Origin of the sequence: Paraburkholderia sp. RL18-101-BIB-B, assembly GCF_046026985.1 — a bacterium.
Lineage (GTDB): Bacteria > Pseudomonadota > Gammaproteobacteria > Burkholderiales > Burkholderiaceae > Paraburkholderia.
On the sequence record NZ_JARESV010000001.1, the window covers coordinates 386,426 to 405,589 of the forward strand.

Here is a 19,164-nt window from a genome sequence, read left to right on the forward strand (position 1 = left end):
GCGCGCCGCTCAGTGCGCGCTGCGCTGTCCGGTGGAATCACACGCTCAGATAAGCGCGCCTCACTGTTTCGTTCTGTGCGAGTTCGCCGATCGTGCCGCTAAAGCGGATCTGCCCTTTTTCGAGCACATACGCGCGGTCGCTGACCAGCTCGGCGAAGTGCAGGTTCTGTTCGGACAACAGGATCGACAGCCCTTCGCGCTTGAGTTCGAGAATCATGTTCGCCATCTGTTCGACGATCACCGGCGCCACGCCTTCGGACGGTTCGTCGAGCAGCACCAGATACGGATTGCCCATCAGCGTGCGCGACACGGTGAGCATCTGCTGCTCGCCGCCGCTCATCTGGCCGCCCGGACGTTGCGGCATTTCGCCGAGATTGGGAAAGAGGCGAAACAGTTTTTCCGGCGTCCATTGCGGCGCGCCGTCGCGCGGCGGCTGGCGGCCCGTGTCGAGATTTTCCATCACGGTCAGATCCGCGAACACACGCCGATCTTCGGGCACGAAACCCATGCCCATGCGTGCGATCTTGTACGGCGGCAACGCCGTAATGTTCTGCCCACGAAAATTCACTTCGCCCTGACGGCGCGGCAGCAAACCCATCACCGCTTTCATCGTGGTGGATTTGCCTGCACCGTTGCGGCCCATCAACGCCACGACTTCGCCTCGCCCAACTTCGAGGCCGACGTCGAACAGAATGTGCGCGCGGCCGTAGAACGCGTTGAGGCCGGAGACTTTCAGCATCGGCTCGCTCATTGCAGCGCTCCTTGACCTTGATGGCCGCCCGCCGCCTCGTGCAGCGGCGCGTGCGGCTGGAACGTCTTGCCGGTGCCGAAATAGACTTCCTGTACGCGCGGGTCGTTGCGGATCGTGTCGGCGTCGCCCTCGGCGATCAGCTTGCCGCGCGCGAGCACGATCAGGCGATCGGCGTACGCGAATACGACGTCCATGCTGTGCTCGGTAAACAGCACGCCAATCTTGTGTTCGGTGACAAGACGCTTGGTCAGCGCCATCAATTCATTGCGCTCCTTCGGCGCCATGCCGGCGGTGGGTTCATCCATCAGCAGCAGCTTCGGGCGATTGGCGAGCGCGATCGCGAGTTCGACGCGCTTCACGTCGCCGTACGCGAGCACGCCGCAAGCGCGGTTCGCATCCGCGGCCATGCCGACCTGGTCGAGCAACGCGAGGGCTTCATCGGCATAGCGCGAGCCCGCGGATTGCCATAGACCGAAGGTTTTGCGTTCGCGCGAGACCAACGCCATCTGCACGTTCTCGATCACGGTCATGGAATTGAAGGTCGCGGCGATCTGAAACGTGCGGCCCACGCCCAGCCGCCAGATGTCGCGCGGACGCATGCCGACCAGCTCTTGACCGTCCAGACGAATCGATCCGGACGAAGGCGGCAACTGTCCGTTGACCATGTTGAAACAGGTCGATTTGCCCGCGCCGTTCGGTCCGAGCAAAGCCAGCAATTGCCCGGCTTCGAGATCGAACGAGACATCGTCGACCGCCTTGAGGCCGCCGAACGATTTGGAGAGACCGCCAACGTGCAGCAAGCTCATAGCCCCTCCTTGATCGCCGTACGTCGGGAAGGCGAGACGGCGCTCTTTTCCGCCTGGTCGGCGCTGTCGTCGCCGAAACGCTCGCGAATGAAGCCGACGATTCCCTGCGGAAACGCGATCACCAGTAGCAAAATCGCGAAGCCCAGCAGCGCCTGCCAATAGTCGGTTTGCCGCGCGACCGTGTCTTGCAGCCACGTGAACACGGCCGCGCCCACAATCGGCCCGGTGAGTGTCTGCAAGCCGCCGAGCAGCACCATGACGAGGCCGTCCACGGAACGGCTCACGCTGATCACTTCCGGCGAAATCGTGCCCTTGGAAAACGCATACAGCGATCCGGCGAGCCCGCAGAACAGCGACGCGATCACGAACGCGGCCCATTGCACGCGCTTCACGTCGATGCCGATTGCTTCGGCGCGCAGCACAGAGTCACGCGACGCGCGCATCGCGTAGCCGAGCGGCGAAAATAGCATCTTGCGCAACAACCACACGCCGATCACGGCGCAGACGAGCGTCACGTAATAGAAGGCCACCGGCGAGGACAACCAGTTCGACGGCCACAAACCGAGAATGCCGTTGCTGCCGCCCGTCACGTCGTCCCACTGGAACACGACCGACCAGACGATCTGCGCGAACGCGAGCGTCAGCATCGCGAGATAGACGCCGGAGAGCCGCACGCAGAACCAGCCGAACACCAGCGCGCCGGCCACCGCCAATAGCGGTCCGAGCAGCAAGGCGGCTTCCATCGGCAGATTCAGCACTTTGAGGAACAGCGCGGCGCCGTATGCGCCCAATCCGAAGTACGCGGCGTGGCCGAACGAATGCATGCCGCCCGGACCCATGATGAAATGCAGGCTCGTTGCAAACAGCACGGCGATCAGGATTTCGACCAGCAGCACGGGCATGTACGGAAACGCGTTGGCCGCCAACGGCGCAAGCACGAGAACGAGCAAGGCGATGGCGGCCAGCCACTTGAGCCGTTTGCCCGCCGGCCGCAAAGGCGTTTCCGGCGCCGCCATGCCGCGCACCGCGGCGCTCGCGCGGCCGAGCAAACCCCAGGGACGCACCACCAGCACGACCGCCATCACGACAAACTCGGCGACGAGCGTAAACCGGCTCAGCGACAACCCGACGCCGAAGATCGTCACATGCCCGATGCCGATGCACAGCGCCTTGATCTCCGCGATGATCAGCGCGGCGACGAACGCACCCGGAATCGAGCCCATCCCGCCGACCACCACCACCACGAACGCGTTGCCGATCGTCTCCAGATCCAGTGACAGATTCGCCGACATGCGCGGCCCTTGCAGCGCGCCGCCTAACCCAGCGAGAAACGCGCCGACGAAAAACACACCGGTAAACAGCCACGCCTGATTGATGCCGAGCGCGCCGAGCATCTCGCGATCCTGCGTCGCGGCGCGCACCAGCGTGCCCCAACGCGTGCGTGTCAGCGCATACCAGAGCAGCAGCAACACCACCGGCCCGATCACGATCAACGCAATGTCGTAGGTGGGCAGCGGATGGCCGAGGAAATCGACCGCGCCCGCCAGATGCGGCGCACGCGGTCCGAACAGGTCTTCCGGGCCCCACAGCCACAGCGCGGCATCGCGAAAGATCAGCACCAGCGCAAACGTCGCGAGCAGGTGAAACAGCTCGGGCGCCTGATAGATGCGCCGCAGAACCACCATCTCGACCAGCGCGCCCAGTACCGCGACCACCAGCGCCGCCGCCAGCACCGACAACCAGAAGCCGCCCATCGTATGTCCAAACCGGCTCGCGATGCTGTACGCGACATAGATGCCAAACATATAGAACGAGCCGTGCGCAAAGTTGACGATGCGCGTCACGCCGAAGATCAGTGACAAACCGGCGGCGACGAGAAACAGCGTCGACGCGTCGGCGAGTCCGTTGACCAGCTGTACCAGCAAATTCGAAAGCATCGCGACCCTTGGCAGTTTGCTGAACGGCGAAGGCGCGGCTTTGGCGCCTTCAACGCGATCGGCAGACATTGCAGCGCGTGCGGCACCATGCGCGCACGCGTCAACGGCAGGACAATACAATACGCCCCGAAGAAAGTCCCTTAGGTCATTCGGAGCGCCGGCGAAATCGCCTCAAGCACACTCAGCGCAAACCGTCTTCGCCTTTGATCTCGCTCACCTGCAAGCCGCCGATGCGCGGCAGCGGCCGCCCCGAAGCCGTCACCGCGACGGCCACGACGATTTCGTTCGCACGCGGCGCGTCCGACACGCGCGCTTCGATCGCATCGAAATGGCTGCGCACGAAGGCGGCGTCTTTGTGGCCGAGCGGCACGTCGATCGCGGTGCCGAGCGTGCCCATCTTCTTTGCCGACGGCACCAGCGCCGCGCCCTTTTCGACCGCCACCCGCAGCGGCGCGCCGAGCTTGGGATGCAAAATCGCCGCGGCATGTTCCAGTTCGCCCGCCTCGCCGACGATGGCAGCCTTGCCGTAGCTTTGCGCCTCGCCCGGCGCGATGCCCAGCGCTTGAACACACTTGTTGCCGAGCAGCGCGCCCAACTCTTCGCCGGCTTCGATCAGCGCGTCGAGTTTGGCCTCGTAACGGCCGGCATAGGGATTGTCGATCACCGCGATCGCGACCGCGCGGCGCGCCGGCGGCTCGACGGACTGGCCCATTTCAATGCGTGTTTCATCCACTTGCACGACCAGCTTGCGAAGCTTGATTGCCATTTCGCTCTCCGAGTTTCGATGCCTGCTCTGCGTGATCTCACTGCGCCAACCAGGCGCCGCTCAGCGCAATCCGTCCTTGCCCACGATCGCCTCTTTCGCGAGGCCGCCGACGCGCGCATGCACGCGCTGCCCGGTGCTCATCACGAGGATATACACCAGTTCATCGGCGGCGGGCGCGCCGGGCACGCGTACTTCGATCGCGTCGAAATGGCTGCGCACGTAGCTCGCGTTGACGTGCGTGAGCGGCACGTCGAGCGCGGTGGACGGCGCGCCGACCTTCTTGGTGGACGGCACGATGGCGTTGGTGGGCACGCCATTCTTCTCCAGCAACTCACGCATCGCGTAGCCGCCGGGAACATGCCACAACGCACCATGTTCAAGTTCGCCGCGCGCGCCGACAATCGCGCCCTTGCCGTAACTCTCGATCGACGCATGCGGCACCGCCATCGCCGCCAGCAACCGTTGCGCCATATCGAAGCCGATCGGCTTGAGCGCTTCCATCGCGTGCTCGATTTTCGCTTCGTAGCGGCCGGCGAACGGGTTCGTCATCACCGCGGCAATCGCGCCGCGTCTGAGCGGCTGTGCGGGCGCGGGGCCGAACTCGTGGAAGATATCTTCGACGTGCGTCAGCACGCGGCGTATTTCGAACACGGAGCCTCCGTTGTGATCTGCGCGCGCTGCGTGTGCAGCCCGCCTGTGTCGTGAATACCGGCCACGCGCACCCGCCCTTGCAGGAATAGCGCGGCGCCTTCGATCAAGCCTCGTTCGAGCAGACGCTGCGCCCCTTCGACACCGCGCGCCAACGCGAAGTCGATCAGCGGCTGCGGCAAGGACGGCACGTCGACGGTGACGAGCATATCGCCAAGGTCGCTATCGTCTTTCAACGACGAAGCCGGACGCCGCAGAATACCGGCATGTTCCAGATCGACGGCGTTGGCGATCATGGTCGCGGCGGCGTCGGCGGCGGCGGCGTTGCGCGCGAGCACGGTGACGCTGTCGGCGATGCCGAGGCTGAAGCTGCGGCCGCGCCAGCCGCTCGTCGCAATGCCGCGAATGGGCAGGCTGGCGTCGAGCGTCAGATTGGCGTCGAGCGCCTGATCACGCGACAGCCGCACGGGTGAAAACGACGCGAGGTCCGCGAACACGCCGACGCGGTATTGCTGCCCTTCGGTCAGATAGAGCGCAATGTCGCCGCCATTGTTGATGAAGGCGCGCGAGATGCCTTCGCGTGCGAACGCCGTGATCAGTTCATCGGCAACGCTTCCCGCGACCGCAGCCATCGGCGTGATGTAGCGGGCGCGGTGAGGATGACAGGCCGACCACATACGGCGGGCAACCGCGCCCTGCAATTCACTGTCGTCGAATGCGGCTTCGGCCGGTACAGGTTGACGCAGGCGCTTCAGTTCACCGACCAGCTCCGGCAACACGTCGACAAAGCGCGCCCAGCAGGCCTCATACGCGGCCTGCACCGCCTGGGGCGTGCCGTCCGCGCTGAGGATCAGATCGATCGGCCCATGCTGCCAATGCCAGCGGGTCGCATCGAGTCGGGTGCGAGTGGGGTTCATTGTTTCGGTCGCGTTCGTTGCGGTCGTTACATTAGCGCTGTCGGCGCGGTCAGCCAAGCATCGGCGGCATGGCGGGCGGCCACGGGTTGTCGGGATTGCACGCCAGCGTACGTCGCGCGAGCGGCGCGCCCTCCGTATGTTCCGGTCCGTTCGCGAGCACGCTCTCCAATGACCGCACGGCGTCGAGATGACCGCCGAGATCGCGATAGGCGTCGTACGTCATGGTGAATTCGATCGGCGCGACGATCGCGGGCGTCGGCACCGTGCCGAACGAACGGTCGGGCATGCGCGAGACATCTACCATCACGGTGATCCCGCCGCCCGGCCACACATAAGCCGGCGCGCCGCCGCAAGTCACGTTGACCAGCTTCTGTTTGATCGCGCGCGTGAGCAGCACCGGATTCTCCGTGGCGCCCGCGCGCAGACTGCCGCCCGCGCCGCCGAGAAACAGCACCGTGGCGAGCGAAGGCTCGCAGTTCTCGCCGATCCGCTCGACGGTGTGGCGCACCGCGTCCGGCATCGCCGTGATGCGCGGCACGAGATCCTGATCCAGTTCGTACCACTGCGCGTGTTCGCCGGTGGTCGACACCATCAGGAGGCGCATGCCGGGTTTGGCGACCGCGGGATCGAAGCCTTCGACGATCGCGAGCGGATCCTGAATGTCGGTGCCGCCCCAGCCGGTGCCCGGATTCGCCACCTGGAAATAACGGCCCGGCGTCGACTTGCGTCCGCGAATCTTCACACCTGAGCGCACCATGCCGAGACAACGTCCGGCCTGATGTTCGGTGAGCACACCGGTAATGTGATCGTCGACGACCACCACTTCGTCGGCGTGACCGAACCATTGCTTCGCGAAGATGCCGATGGTGGCCGACCCGCAGCCCACGCGCATGCGCTGTTCCTCGACGCCGTCGACAATCGGCGCCGCGCCCGCGCGAATCACCAGACTCGCGCCGCCGTCGATGCTCAACTCGACCGCTTCCTTGTTGCCGAGCGCGAGCATCATGTCGCACGTCACGCGGCCTTCTTTCTTGCTGCCGCCGGTCAGATGATGCACGCCACCGAGACTCAACATCTGCGAGCCATATTCCGCCGTCGTCACATGGCCGACAATCTCGCCGTGACAACGCACGTTCGATTGCTCCGGCCCGAGGAAGCGGTCGGTGTCGATCTTCACCTTGAAACTGCAATAGCTGAAGATGCCTTCCGTGACGACCGTGATCATGTCGACGTCGTCGAGCTTCGAGGCGACGATAAAAGGCGCGGGCTTGTAGTCGGGATAGGTGGAGGAAGCGCCGACGCCGGTCACGAACAACGCCTGTTCGGCCGCGGGGTCATGCACTTCGGAAGAGGCGCCGAATTCGATCGCGGCGTTCGCTTCGGACGTTGACGGCGCGCGCGACAGGAACACCACCGGATCGACACGAATCAACCGCCCATCCGCGTTCGCATAACGATCGCACGCTCCGGTGCGCCCTTCGGATATCTGGCACAGCACCGGGCAGGCATTGCATTCGATCTTGTTCGACGCCATCCGCTCACTGCGCGGCGCCGCCTTCTCGAGCACGGTCGGACCCGGCGTCGAGGCGGTTTCGCCGTCGACGCTTTCCGCACCGAAATCGACCTTCGTATGTTCTGTCATGGTGGGGTTCCCATACGACGACATTACAATCGGTCCCGCTCCGGTTGACGAATAGTGCCTGTTTACCGGCACTTTCGCGTGATCCGCCGACTTCCATGTTGCGGTCACTCACCGTTCGTGTAGTATCCGCTACACCAAACTCGTTAGAAATCTACTCGATCAATTTAGTCTGCGCAACGTATTTACCGGCGTGCGCGTGATTGGTGCAATGCCACATTGCCGTGTGGGTCACGCTTCAATCTACGCCGAAGTGAATGATCGCGCTGCGCATGCCGCAGCAGTCCATGCGGGCTGTATGATGAAGGCGCGTCCGTGCCTTGGCCGGCTGCGGCGCATGCCGTTCAACCTGACGCTAACAAGAGATTCGAGACCGCCATGAGTCCCACCGCCGCCCGCAAGCCGGGCGCTACCGGCATCCGTGCGAAACAGGCGCAGGACACGCGCGCCAAGATTCTGAAAGCGGCCATCAAGGTCTTTGCCAAGCAGGGCTATGCGAGCGGACGCGTGGAGAGTATTTCAAAGGCGGCGCGCTCGCACGATCGCATGATTTACTACTACTTCGGCAGCAAGGAGCAACTGTTCGTCGAAGTTCTCGAAACCATCTATACGCAATTCAACGAAGCGGAAAGCAAGCTCGATCTCGATCTGGCCGATCCCGTGCATGGGCTCGAACAGATGGTCGAATTCGTCTGGCAGTATTACCTCGATCATCCCGAGTTCGTCACGCTGCTCTCCAGCGAGAATCTGCACCAGGGCAAGCACGCGAAGAAATCGTTGAAGCTGAAGGAGATTTCCGGCTACGCGATTTCGGTGGTGCAAAAGTTACTGGACGCGGGTCAGGCGCAGCACGTCTTTCGTGCGGATGTCAAAGCGCGCGATGTCTATCTGATGATCGCGTCGCTTGGTTATTTCTATAACGCCAATCAATACACGTTGGGCGCGTTTCTCGGCGAGCCGATGATGGACAAGGCGGCGCTCGCGCATTGGCGCGAGGTCATCAAGGATACGGTGTTGCGCGCGGTGCGGTCGAGCTCGCCGGTGGCAGGAGAAGCGGCGGCGCTTGCGGTGAATGAGGCGAGCCAGAATAGCGAGGCGTAGCGCTTCACCGCGAGACGGCGTCACACCTGAAAATGGTCTCTCAACACGCTTACGATTCTCCCGGACGCCAGGCCGTCACCGTAAGGCGACACGCCGCGCGCCATACGCTTGTATTCGGACGGGTCATCGAGCAGCCGTTGCGTGTTCGAGACAATGTCGGCGTAGTCGGTGCCCACGAGCTTCACGACATCATGCGCCACCGCTTCAGGGCGCTCTGTCTCGCGCCGCAGGACGAGCACCGGTTTGCCGAGCGCGGGCGCCTCTTCCTGCACGCCGCCGGAGTCGGTTAGGATCAGATAGGCCCGCTTCATCGCGGCAACGAACGGCAAATAATCCAGAGGTTCGCAGAGCGTGATTCGCGGATGGTTGTCGAGATGGGCGTATGCCGTCTCACGCACGTTCGGATTCGGATGAACGGGATAGAGGATATGGACGTCGGGATTGTCGTCGGCGATCGTCCTGATCGCTCGCAGGATGTTCTGAAACGCCGCGCCGAAATTCTCGCGACGGTGCGACGTCACCAGAATCAGCCGGCTGTCCCCCTTGAACGGCGCCGCGCCGTCGCACCGACCGGCCACATCCAGCAAGGCGTCAATGACCGTGTTGCCGGTGACGAACACGCTCGCCGCATCAATGCCTTCTGTGAGAAGGTTCTGTTTCGCAGTCTCCGTCGGTGCGAAATGCCAGCGCGCGAGCCGGCTTGCAACCACACGATTCATTTCTTCCGGAAACGGATTTGAAAGATCGCCCGTTCTCAGCCCGGCTTCGACATGTCCGACCGGCACGCGCCGGTAAAAGGAGGCGAGCGCCGCCGTCAGTACGGTGGTCGTGTCGCCCTGCGCGAGCAGCACATCGGGCTGTTCGGCGGCAAGCACTTCATCCAGCCGAACCATGAGCCGCGAAGTCAGCATGGGTAGAGACTGGTTGGGCTGCATGATGTCGAGGTCGATATCGGCTTTGATCTCGAACAGACGCAACACCTGATCGAGCATGCCGCGATGCTGCGCCGTTGCGAGAACGCGGCAGTCCGCCCATTTTTCGCGCTGCAATTGTTTGACGAGCGGCGCCATTTTCACCGCTTCAGGACGGGTTCCGATAGTGACGATGATCTTACGTTTTTTCACAGCGTGTTCCGATATTGGACTTGGTAAAGGGTAGGCAACTGCGTTCTATCGGGCCTTAACGCGGCCGTGTCCTACCGAGGAACCGGTGGATCGCGCTTGTGAATCGCCACGTCTTCGAGCGCAGCATCGTGTCCATTTGCCTCTCGACGTCGTCCGCGCGTGCTCGGACTTCGGCCAGGAGCCTCGCGTAACGCTCGCCTTCGATCTGCAACCTTTCGATGCGCGCATGAAGCGAGACAGTCTCCGCAGACAGGGCGCCACATTCCTGCTTCACTGCCTCGATTGTGTGCTCGCGCTCGGTGATTGCCTGCTTCAATTCGCCGACTGTCTGGTCCCGCTCGGTGATTGCCTGCTTCAATTCGGCGAGCGCTTGATCCCGCTCGGCGAGTGTCTCTTGCGACCGCGTCAGTTTTTCTTTCTCTACATCGCGTTCTGCGCATACATCCTGCAGCGCCCTTTCTGTCGAGTGGAGACGCGCGTTTGTCGCAGCTTGTTCGCTATGAGTTTGAGCAAGCTGCGACGCAAACTGCTGCCTGTCCGAGGCGTGCTGTCGGGCAACACTTTGACTACGCTCCTGCGCGAACGCTTCGTAGGTGTCGTCGCCTATAAAGAAATTGCGCAGATCGGGCTGGGTGTCTCCGAGCGCCGAGAGCCGCGCGTAGACGACCAATATCTGCTTCCCATTCCAATAGTTGATATTGATTTTCGCCGCATCGACGACGCGGCAGGCAACGGCAGCGAAACCGGGCACCGGGCAGACGGGAATGTTGTCCAGGTCAAACGTGAAGAAATGCTCGGGAATCCGGTCATATTCCTGAAACGGCAGAAGCAGAACCAGAAAGCGCTTCGTATGCTCCGCGAGGCGTGCGACGACTTCGAACGGGTTATCGAAATGTTCCAGCGTGTTCGACGAAAAAATAACGTCGTAGTCGTCCAGCTCGTCGAGCGACTGTGCTTTGAAACGTCCATGCGGAAACGAGGCTTGAGCCTTCTCGATCGCCACTTCCGAAATATCGACTCCGCTGATGGAGTTCACGCCGAGCCATTTGCTCAGTTCATCGACCCCCTGCCCTTCCGCGCAACCCCAGTCGCAGATAGTCCATTGCTCCCGCAACACTAGGTACTTGAACCAGTCCGGCATCAGCTTGGCCGCAACCGTCGCGAAGAATCGCGTTTGCCCGTGTCCGCCGGCAGAGACCCAGTCAGTCGAGAAACGATGGTCCCAGTATTGCTTTGAGTTGATGTCTGTCATAAGAAGGCTTGTCGGTCTGTCCATTCCATCGAATGCGTGAGCGTTCGCGATAGGCACCATAGATACCTAGTCGACAGTGAGCGTGCTTTCGATGACTTCGCGCCAGCGGTTTTCCCATTCCTTCTTCGCAAACGCGGCCGAGGACTCGAGTCCGTGCGCAGCAAGTCTGGCGAGCCTGGTTCGATCATCGGCCAGTTCTTCGATAGCGGCAGCAAGCTCGATATAGTCCGCACGGATGAGCTTGCCGTTATAGCCGTCGACGATCAGATTCGGCAGTCCGCCGACGTTGGTCGCGATGACTGCGTTATTGGTCGCCAGAGCCTCGATGCAGGAGAGCGATGTTCCTTCCGAATACATGGTTGGCACCAGCACGATATGGCTATCGACATAGGCTTTGTACATGTCCTCCATGTCATATTCGATCCACGTCACTTTGTCTGGATGACGCGCCATGAACGCTTTCACCGCTTCCGCATCGCGGTCGATTGCCTGACCGCACAGGACCAGGCGGATATCCGAGCGCCGCGAAAACAAAACATCGAACGCGTTGATGGTCAGATACAGACCTCGCGCTTCATAAAGCCGGCGCGGCAGGAGAACGCATAACTCCTCTGTTTCGAAGTTCTTCGGATTGCTCCTGAAACACTCGAGATCGACGTAGTTCGGGACGTACGTCAGCGTATTGGCGAGAGCCCAGTCATAGGTTCGCAGCCAGTTGATAAAGTTCGTATCGACGCAGACGCATTGGTCACTGTTGCGAAGTGCGCGGAACAGCGTTTCATAGCGTCCCCGGTCAAACGTCGCCAGGTTATTGGACGCTGCGTCCCAATGGATGCCGTGGTTGATCGAGATGACGCGCTTGTTTTTTCCAAACGACGCGGCAAGTTCGGTCGGCGACGCGATAATGAGATCGACGTCCGCGCAGAACTCAGCGTATTTGCTCGACATCCTGTCGAAATCAAAGTTGTCCACGGCGTGAATCCCCACGACCTTGACGCCCCGAAATTCGCGCTCGAAAGGCACCAGCGCATTTTGCAGGAGGCGAACCTCGCAGCCCATGCCACGGAGCACGACTGCGAGGTCGTAGACGTAGCGTTCCGCCCCGCCTTTATAGACGGTTTCGCCGTTCCAGTCGAAGAAGTTGACATTGACGATGTCTACTTTCACTGTGCGCTGCGCGGAAGTGGCCATCAGCTTCGCAACGTTCCTGGCGTTGACCTGTCTGAGCAACGGCGCGTGAAGCACCGGCCAGGCGTGCGCACGCGCGACCTCCGCGGACGTCTCGGTATACGCGGTCGACCACTGCCCGCTGGCGACCGCATCCACGAAGTCGATTCCCGAGGCGACAATGATGGCGTGTTCGTATTCCCGGATGGTCCGGGTCGGCGTACCGATCACCGGCTTCCCCGCGGCCAGATACTCGAACAGCTTAAGCGGTGAAACGGGGTCCGTTTTCTCGCTGACTATGAACGGCACGATGCCGACATCGATCCAGGCGAGATAGTGCTTCAGTTCGGCATACGGTTTCGGGCCGAGGTGAATGAAATTGTCGAACGTCTTCAGACGCGCCATGCGCTCCTGAACCTCGTCGCCATATTGCGGTTCGAAAGCGACGACGGGACCGACGAACAGCAGCACGATATCGTTGAGTCGCACGATTTCGTCGAGCAAATCGAAATCGAGCAGTTCGGAAATTGCGCCGTGGTAGCCGACAACCCACCGGTTCGCCGCCATCTCGTACAGCTTCGCCGGCACGTCGCATCGCTCGCGCTCGCCGTGAATGAAGTCTTCGGGATAGACGCCGTTTTCCAGCAGCAGCGCATTCGTGACCTTCGCGCGGTTCGCTTCGTACAGTGGATTCGACGAGAACAGGCAGACATTCGCAATCTGCAGCAAGACCTCATGATCGCAGCGCATGACGTCGGAATAGTTCGCGAAGACGGTCAGGTCATCGAGAACATCGTAGATCGTCAATGCAGAGCGGCAAATATCAGCGACGTACTTGAAGCCCGGCCAATGGAGATAGAGCGTGACCGGTTCGTCCTGGAAATAGCCGAGGAAATCCTCGACCATATTGGAAACGTACAGGTTTTTTGCCTTGGGCTGGATAACGGGATATAGGCCGCCGAACTCCAGCATCACGCACAGGTAGCCCGCTTTTGCGAACTCGGCCATGATGTGGTCGGGACGCTGTTTGAGCGAAAGATCATAGGCGACCGGGCACAGTACGACGCCCCGACGGTCGGGATGGGTCGCGAGCAGGCGGCTGATCTGGTGCCTTCTTTGTTTCGACGGGTCCTTGGCGTAGTTCCCAAAGTACGCCGCCTGGGCGCGCGTGTGAGCTTCGTAGCCTCCGCTGGTTATGGGCACAACGTCCGTCGTGGCAATCTGTTGCATGGGAACGCCAGCACCGGTCGGCATCTTGCAGCGCGCCGCCAACGCGTAAGCCGCGTTCGCGATCCGTCGCATTGGCGCGGTCAGCTTCCACGAACTGCTTTCGAAGACTTCGCTGAGGCTGCCCTGTACCCGCTCGCGCTCTCGAACCTCGAGGAACAGTTCGCTCGACACCTCGTTCAGCGAGCGCTTGAGATTATGGATTTCCGACAACGCGTCCGACAACCGCTTCGCAAGCGTGTAGCGATCTCTGCGCGCGAGACGCTGCTCCTCGGCAATCTGATTGTGTTGCCTGATGAGAGCATCCGCGTCGGAGATCGAAGCGCTCAGCTTTGCGACCGATGCGTGGGTTTGTCTGCGCACTACGTCTAGCATTGTTTCTTGTCCGTCCATGGCCAACCTCTCGAGTCGCCGTTATTGCCAATTTCTCTTTTCCGATGCCGTCATTGCCTGTCTAGAGGCATTTCTTCCATGCGTATTTTTTCTGTGATGTCCGGCAGGAACAGCCCGTATCGATCGCTTTCAACATAGGAAGAGAAATAACAGGCGCCCTCGATGTACTCGTAGTACTGCGGCACGGCCGCAGACCGGTCTTCAAGGGCCGCCACGAGCAGATATCGGCCGGTGTTGAGCTGGTTTCTCAGGTAAAACTCGATTTCGAACTCGCTGCCGTCGAAATCGAAGTCAACGCCTTTCTCGTCGTGGGTGGTTCGGACGATCAGATCCGTGCCTTTTGTATCCTTGATGGAGAAGGCCACGCTCAGAGCACGTCGATCGACGCCTTCGGGGAGCTGGATCGCCAAACGGACGATCATCGGCTCGAATGCCGTGAACACGCTCTGGCGACGGCAGGCCGCGTCCAGGATCTGGGTCGACACGATCGATCCGATATGCGTCCCCCAGTGATTGATGGGTTCCTCATTGGCGCTTGAGGCGAGCGGCCTCGCGCTTTCCGTGATCTGATCGCTTTGCTTCGCTTCTTCATCATGGCCGGCCGCGCTGTCTGCCGACTGACTGGAAATTCCAATCGGCTCGCTTTCGCCGAGTCCTTCGGACATGAACTGCGTGTATTGCGCGGTAACGGCGAACGCGTTGCCCTCCATCCGAACCCGTCCGCCGTCGAGCCAGACGGCGCGTTCACACAAGGTTCGCACCGAGCCGACGTCATGCGACACGAAAAGAATCGTGACGCCCGATTCCTTGAGCTCCCCGATCTTGTTGAAGCATTTGGCCTGGAAGCGCGCGTCGCCCACGGCAAGGGCTTCGTCGATGATCAAGACCGCGGGGTCGACGTGAATGGCCACGGCAAACGCGAGCCGCACATACATGCCGCTCGAATAGGTTTTGACCGGCTGATCGATGAAATCGCCGATTTCCGCGAACTGCTCGATGCTGGCGAATTTTCGTTCGATCTGGTCCGCCGTCATTCCCAGCATGGCGGCGTTCAGATAGACGTTCTCCCGACCGGAAAACTCCAGGTTGAAACCGGCTCCCAATTCGAGCAATGCGGCCACGCGGCCGTTGATCGCGATATCGCCTGCGGTGGGTCGCAGTGTTCCGCAAATGATCTGCAAAAGTGTGGACTTGCCGGAGCCATTGCGCCCGATGATGCCGACCGTCTCGCCACGAGTCACCGAAAGCGATACATCCCGAAGCGCCCAGAATTCCCTGGAATACCTGGTGCGTTTCGGGAAGACGATATGCTTGAGACGGTCGAGCGGCGTGTCGTATATGTCGAAGCGCTTCGAGGCATGTGTCACCTGAATCGTGGTTTCAGGCTTGCCAACTTGATTTAATTCCATGAGCACCGGCATTTACAGAACGTCCGCGAATCCTTCGCGTGTCTTCTGGAACCAGGCCAGACAGATCCACGCGAAACCGATGCTGCATAGCAGATAGACCGCTATCCCGGCGAAGTCGGGCAACTGGCCCGCGATCATGACCGCCCGCGCCTGCTCGATGATGAAAGTCAATGGGTTGGCCAGAATGAGCGCCCTGAAAGTCGGCGTCAAAGTATTGAGGGCGTAAAAAACCGGCGACAGGAACATCAACATGGATGAAAGCAGCGCCGTGACATACGTCAGGTCACGCACGTAGACGCCGGTGGCGGCGAACAGCCAACCCACCCCCACGCCGACTAAAGCGAGTGGAATGAAGAGGGCCGGTAAAAACACGATCGTCCACTGAAGCTTTCCGTAGACGCACAGTGCGAAGACAATCCAGACGGCAAAACTCGTCAGGAAGTGAAACGCCGCCGAGGCCACCGCAATCCACGGCAGGATCTCGAGCGGAAAGACGACCTTCGTCACGTAGTTGGCATGGGACGTGATAATGTTCGGCGCTCTATTCAGGCACTCAGCGAAGAAATTGAAAAGAATGAGCCCCGCGAACAGGATCACGGCGAACTGAAAACTGTTGTCGGTTCCAGGCCAGCGCGATTTCAAAAGTGTGCCGAAAACAACCGTATACATTGCGAGCATGATTAACGGCTGAGCAATGGACCACGTCAGTCCCATCACCGACCCGCGATATCGGCTCAGTATGTCCCGTTTGGTCAGCGCGACAATCAGATGGCGTTGCTGCCAGGGAAGTAAAAAGAGAGAACTAAAATGGGCACGAGGATGGGATTCCTCGCGGCCATCATGTTTATAGGTAAAGCTCATATTGGCAGATCGCCTTGAACAGCGCCGGCTGGATTAACGGTCAACGAAGCGGTCAACGAAGCGGTCAGCGAAGGGGCGAAACATGCGGCGTCAAATGAAACCCACCAGGATTCCGCCAGTCGCCCGCCGGAGCCTGCCCCATTGCTCTTGATAAGTCCTACGGACCAGCCAAACCCGCGCGAACGAGTATCACTATCTTAAAGTGATTAAATCCACATCTAAAATATGCAAAAGATTAATAACCTCGAATTGGCCAACATTCATATTATTATCGAATTTGGTCGGCAAAATTCTGGAAAATGCTGATATACAAACAAGAAAGGCTGAAATGTCCGCAAGAAAATTCAGCTTCAATGTAGGAATTTTCTGCAAAAAACGAGAAGAGTGGAATTCGCGGGTGAGTCACGCAGTGCGCAGCGTCCAGGTCGAACGCCGCCGGATACCAGGTATCCGTATCACAGCCCGTTGCAGGCTGGATGGAAACTAAACATCGTCAATGCTGAAAGGCAGCGCGCATTCGCACGCTGCCTGGCACCTCGTCTCTATGGCATTGCTTACGGCTGCGCTGCCGCCGCGTCATCTTCGCGGAACAGCTTATCCGCGAGGTGAAACGCCGAATTCGCCGCCGGCACGCCGCAATAGATCGCGGTTTGCAACAGCACTTCCTTGATCTGCTCGCGCGTCACGCCATTGTTCTTCGCGGCGCGCAGATGCAGTGCGAGTTCTTCGCTGCGATTGAGCGCGACCATCATCGCGATGGTCAGCAGGCTGCGCGTGTGACGCGGCAAGCCATCACGCGTCCAGATTTCGCCCCACGCATAACGGGTGATGAAATTCTGAAACTCTTCCGTCAACTCGGTACGGTTCGCAAGCGACCGGTCGACGTGCGCACTGCCCAGCACCGCGCGTCGCACATCGAGTCCGGCTTCATAGCGATCTTCGTCGTTCATTTCTGCTCCGTCAGGAAATCGATCACAGTCTTCGTGAAAGCGTCGGCTTTCTCGATGTTGGAAATGTGCGAGGCGTCCAGTTCCACGTAACGCGCGCCCGCAATCGACTGCGCCAGTTCGCGGCCTTGCGCCGGTGTCGCGGCCAGATCGTGCGTGCCGCTGATCACCAGCGCCGGCAGCTTGATGCCGGGCGCTTCAGGACGCAGATCGGTGGCGTCGATGGCATCGCAATTCGAGGCGTAGCCTTCCTTGTCGGTATGCACGAACACGTCGCGAATCATGGCCAGCACCACCGGCTCACGCTCGATATAGTCAGCCGTGAACCAACGCGGCAGGACGGCACTGGCCAGCGCGAGCATGCCTTCGCTGCGCGCTTTCGCGGCGCGCGGCACCCATACTTCCGGCGAACCGATGCGCGCCGCCGTATTGCACAGCACGACGCGTTCGAAACGGTTGCCGTGGCGCGCCGCCAATCCGACGCCGGTCAGGCCGCCCATCGACAGTCCGCAGAAATGCGCGCGGGCGATCTTCAGCGTATCCATCAGGCCGATCACGTCGCCGGTCAGTTGTTCGATCGTGTACGGGCCTTTCGGCGCTTCCGAATGGCCGTGGCCGCGTGTGTCGTAGCGCAGCACGCGAAAGTGTTTCGACAGCGCCGCGACTTGCGGCGCCCACATGGACAGATCGGTGCCGAGCGAATTCGACAAGACGATCCACGGCGCGTTGCCGTGACGGTCGCCGTCGATTCGATAGTGAAGCTCGGTGCCGTTGACTGCGGCGTAAGGCATACCGGTTACTCCCTTGAATGGTCGCGCTGCGAGCGCGTGGTGTGAAGTGCCAGCGCGGCGTCTACATAAGCGTGCGCCTGGCCGACGTATTGAGCGGGATCGAGCAGTTGCTTCAGGCGCTCGAGCGGAAGATGTGCGGTGACGGCCGGGTCCGCGGCGAGCACGTCGAACAGCGTTTGACCGTCGCGGATCGCGGCTTTCGATGCGCGCTCCACCAGATGATGCGCGTCGAGCCGGCCGATGCTGTCGCCGAGCGCGAGCATCACCGCTTCGCCGAGAATCAGGCCATGCGTGACGTCGAGATTGGCGGCGAGGCGCGGCACGTTCACGTTCAAGCCGGCGGCGATCTGTTCGATGTTGGCAAGCGCGCCGCCCGCGAGGCGCGCGAGGTCCGGCAGCGCATCCCACTCGGCTTGCCAGCCGCCGAGCGCGCGTTCGTGTTCCTGCACCATGCCGGCGAACACCGTGGCGACCAGCCCCGGTGCACGCACGGCGGCCGTCAGCACAGCCGCGCAGCCCACCGGATTGCGCTTGTGCGGCATCGTCGACGAACCGCCCTTGCCGGCCGCTGCCGGTTCGGCGAGTTCGTCGATTTCGGTTTGCATCTGCAGCGAGATGTCGCGCGCGATCTTGCCGAGCGTGCCGATCAGCATGCCGAACAGCGACGCCGTTTCGGCAATGCGATCGCGCTGCGTATGCCACGGCAGCGTCGGCACGGCGAGGCCGAGTTCTTTTGCGAGCGACTGGGTGACGTGCGGCGCGGCATCGCGCAGACTCGCCAGCGTGCCCGCCGCGCCGCCGAATTGCAGCACCAGCACGCGAGCGCGCAACGCATCGAGCCGCTCGCGATGACGCAGCAGCGCGTCGAGCCATTGCGCGAATTTCAAGCCGAGCGTGATGGGCAGCGCCTGCTGCAACCAGGTGCGGCCGATCATCGGCGTGGCGCGATGCGTGGCCGCGAGTTTCGCCACGGCGTCGCAGGTGGATTGCAGGCCGCTGTCGAGCAGATCGAAGGTGTCGCGCAGTTGCAGCACCGTCGCCGTGTCGATGATGTCCTGGCTCGTGGCGCCCCAATGCACGTATTTCGACGCTTCGGCGTCGGCTGCCTTGACGCGCGCGGTGAGTTGCTTGACGAGCGGAATCGCCAGGTTGCCGCCGAGCGCGGCGTCGCGTGCGAGCGCGTCAGCGTCGAGTTGATCGGCCTGACAGGCGGCTTCGATCGCGGCCACCGCCGTCTGCGGAATCACGCTATGTGCGGCCGAAGCGCGCGCGAGCGCCGCTTCCACATCGAGCATCCGTTGCAGCGTGGCACGCGGCGCCCAGATGTCGTTCATCGGCTGCGTGCCGCAAAGAAGGCCGGTCAGACGGGCGCTGGATTCGAGCATGATGACGTCGATGATCGAGGATATCGGAAGTGAAGTGTGCGCC

16 protein-coding genes are annotated in these 19,164 nt (G+C 61.4%); 1 reads left to right on the forward strand and 15 read right to left on the reverse strand.

Features of this window, described 5'->3' with window-relative positions:
* Positions 1-37 precede the first annotated feature (37 nt).
* The 7 genes from P0D73_RS01735 to P0D73_RS01765 form a co-directional block, all read right to left on the reverse strand.
* Positions 38-751 carry an ABC transporter ATP-binding protein gene (locus P0D73_RS01735; protein ID WP_310817780.1) on the reverse strand — a complete coding sequence of 238 codons (714 nt, stop codon included), beginning with the start codon at positions 749-751 and terminating at the stop codon, positions 38-40.
* Complete coding sequence (locus tag P0D73_RS01740) at positions 748-1,557, reverse strand: ABC transporter ATP-binding protein (RefSeq protein ID WP_408429286.1); 810 nt, start codon at positions 1,555-1,557, stop codon at positions 748-750. The genes P0D73_RS01735 and P0D73_RS01740 overlap by 4 nt, the downstream gene beginning before the upstream one ends.
* Positions 1,554-3,494 (reverse strand): ABC transporter permease, encoded by a 1,941-nt coding sequence (locus P0D73_RS01745; RefSeq protein ID WP_408429611.1) that lies wholly within the window; start codon positions 3,492-3,494, stop codon positions 1,554-1,556. Before P0D73_RS01745 ends, P0D73_RS01740 begins: the two co-directional genes overlap by 4 nt.
* A gap of 181 nt (positions 3,495-3,675) precedes the next feature.
* On the reverse strand, positions 3,676-4,260 hold the full coding sequence (locus P0D73_RS01750; protein WP_408429289.1) for an amino acid synthesis family protein: 585 nt from the start codon (positions 4,258-4,260) through the stop codon (positions 3,676-3,678).
* A 60-nt stretch (positions 4,261-4,320) separates the two neighbouring features.
* Complete coding sequence (locus P0D73_RS01755) at positions 4,321-4,911, reverse strand: amino acid synthesis family protein (RefSeq protein ID WP_012426218.1); 591 nt, start codon at positions 4,909-4,911, stop codon at positions 4,321-4,323.
* On the reverse strand, positions 4,887-5,825 hold the full coding sequence (locus tag P0D73_RS01760) for a UPF0280 family protein (protein WP_408429291.1): 939 nt from the start codon (positions 5,823-5,825) through the stop codon (positions 4,887-4,889). Before P0D73_RS01760 ends, P0D73_RS01755 begins: the two co-directional genes overlap by 25 nt.
* A gap of 49 nt (positions 5,826-5,874) precedes the next feature.
* Positions 5,875-7,467 (reverse strand): 6-hydroxynicotinate reductase, encoded by a 1,593-nt coding sequence (locus tag P0D73_RS01765; RefSeq protein WP_408429294.1) that lies wholly within the window; start codon positions 7,465-7,467, stop codon positions 5,875-5,877.
* A 375-nt stretch (positions 7,468-7,842) separates the two neighbouring features.
* On the opposite strand from P0D73_RS01765, the gene P0D73_RS01770 reads away from it, so the two are divergent.
* A complete protein-coding gene (locus tag P0D73_RS01770; RefSeq protein ID WP_132378183.1) occupies positions 7,843-8,565 on the forward strand; it encodes a TetR family transcriptional regulator in 723 nt (240 codons plus the stop codon).
* Between the two features lie 20 nt (positions 8,566-8,585).
* On the opposite strand, the gene wecB is transcribed toward P0D73_RS01770, so the two are convergent.
* From wecB to P0D73_RS01810, 8 genes are all read right to left on the reverse strand, one after another.
* Positions 8,586-9,689 carry a non-hydrolyzing UDP-N-acetylglucosamine 2-epimerase gene (gene wecB, locus P0D73_RS01775; protein ID WP_408429296.1) on the reverse strand — a complete coding sequence of 368 codons (1,104 nt, stop codon included), beginning with the start codon at positions 9,687-9,689 and terminating at the stop codon, positions 8,586-8,588.
* A 55-nt stretch (positions 9,690-9,744) separates the two neighbouring features.
* Entirely contained in the window at positions 9,745-10,941 is a 1,197-nt protein-coding gene (locus P0D73_RS01780; RefSeq protein WP_408429299.1) for a methyltransferase domain-containing protein, read from the reverse strand.
* Between the two features lie 66 nt (positions 10,942-11,007).
* Complete coding sequence (locus P0D73_RS01785; RefSeq protein WP_408429301.1) at positions 11,008-13,710, reverse strand: glycosyltransferase; 2,703 nt, start codon at positions 13,708-13,710, stop codon at positions 11,008-11,010.
* A 68-nt stretch (positions 13,711-13,778) separates the two neighbouring features.
* Positions 13,779-15,149, reverse strand: a complete 1,371-nt coding sequence (locus P0D73_RS01790; RefSeq protein WP_408429304.1) for an ABC transporter ATP-binding protein — start codon at positions 15,147-15,149, stop codon at positions 13,779-13,781.
* Positions 15,150-15,998 carry an ABC transporter permease gene (locus P0D73_RS01795; RefSeq protein WP_408429307.1) on the reverse strand — a complete coding sequence of 283 codons (849 nt, stop codon included), beginning with the start codon at positions 15,996-15,998 and terminating at the stop codon, positions 15,150-15,152.
* A 554-nt stretch (positions 15,999-16,552) separates the two neighbouring features.
* On the reverse strand, positions 16,553-16,948 hold the full coding sequence (gene pcaC, locus P0D73_RS01800; RefSeq protein ID WP_132378192.1) for a 4-carboxymuconolactone decarboxylase: 396 nt from the start codon (positions 16,946-16,948) through the stop codon (positions 16,553-16,555).
* On the reverse strand, positions 16,945-17,736 hold the full coding sequence (gene pcaD / locus P0D73_RS01805) for a 3-oxoadipate enol-lactonase (RefSeq protein WP_132378194.1): 792 nt from the start codon (positions 17,734-17,736) through the stop codon (positions 16,945-16,947). Before pcaD ends, pcaC begins: the two co-directional genes overlap by 4 nt.
* A 5-nt stretch (positions 17,737-17,741) precedes the next feature.
* The gene (locus P0D73_RS01810) at positions 17,742-19,121 is read right to left on the reverse strand and encodes a 3-carboxy-cis,cis-muconate cycloisomerase (protein WP_408175185.1); all 1,380 of its coding nucleotides are present in this window, start codon (positions 19,119-19,121) and stop codon (positions 17,742-17,744) included.
* Positions 19,122-19,164: the final 43 nt, after the last annotated feature.

Excerpts from the sequence above, each read along its gene's own strand:
- P0D73_RS01735 (WP_310817780.1), bottom strand. The coding sequence starts at position 751 with ATGAGCGAGCCGATGCTGAAAGTCTCCGGCCTCAACGCGTTCTACGGC.
- P0D73_RS01740 (WP_408429286.1), bottom strand. The coding sequence starts at position 1,557 with ATGAGCTTGCTGCACGTTGGCGGTCTCTCCAAATCGTTCGGCGGCCTC.
- P0D73_RS01745 (WP_408429611.1), bottom strand. The coding sequence starts at position 3,494 with ATGCTTTCGAATTTGCTGGTACAGCTGGTCAACGGACTCGCCGACGCG.
- P0D73_RS01750 (WP_408429289.1), bottom strand. The coding sequence starts at position 4,260 with ATGGCAATCAAGCTTCGCAAGCTGGTCGTGCAAGTGGATGAAACACGC.
- P0D73_RS01760 (WP_408429291.1), bottom strand. The coding sequence starts at position 5,825 with ATGAACCCCACTCGCACCCGACTCGATGCGACCCGCTGGCATTGGCAG.
- P0D73_RS01765 (WP_408429294.1), bottom strand. The coding sequence starts at position 7,467 with ATGACAGAACATACGAAGGTCGATTTCGGTGCGGAAAGCGTCGACGGC.
- P0D73_RS01770 (WP_132378183.1), top strand. The coding sequence starts at position 7,843 with ATGAGTCCCACCGCCGCCCGCAAGCCGGGCGCTACCGGCATCCGTGCG.
- P0D73_RS01780 (WP_408429299.1), bottom strand. The coding sequence starts at position 10,941 with ATGACAGACATCAACTCAAAGCAATACTGGGACCATCGTTTCTCGACT.
- P0D73_RS01785 (WP_408429301.1), bottom strand. The coding sequence starts at position 13,710 with ATGCTAGACGTAGTGCGCAGACAAACCCACGCATCGGTCGCAAAGCTG.
- P0D73_RS01790 (WP_408429304.1), bottom strand. The coding sequence starts at position 15,149 with ATGCCGGTGCTCATGGAATTAAATCAAGTTGGCAAGCCTGAAACCACG.
- P0D73_RS01795 (WP_408429307.1), bottom strand. The coding sequence starts at position 15,998 with ATGAGCTTTACCTATAAACATGATGGCCGCGAGGAATCCCATCCTCGT.
- pcaC (WP_132378192.1), bottom strand. The coding sequence starts at position 16,948 with ATGAACGACGAAGATCGCTATGAAGCCGGACTCGATGTGCGACGCGCG.
- pcaD (WP_132378194.1), bottom strand. The coding sequence starts at position 17,736 with ATGCCTTACGCCGCAGTCAACGGCACCGAGCTTCACTATCGAATCGAC.
- P0D73_RS01810 (WP_408175185.1), bottom strand. The coding sequence starts at position 19,121 with ATGCTCGAATCCAGCGCCCGTCTGACCGGCCTTCTTTGCGGCACGCAG.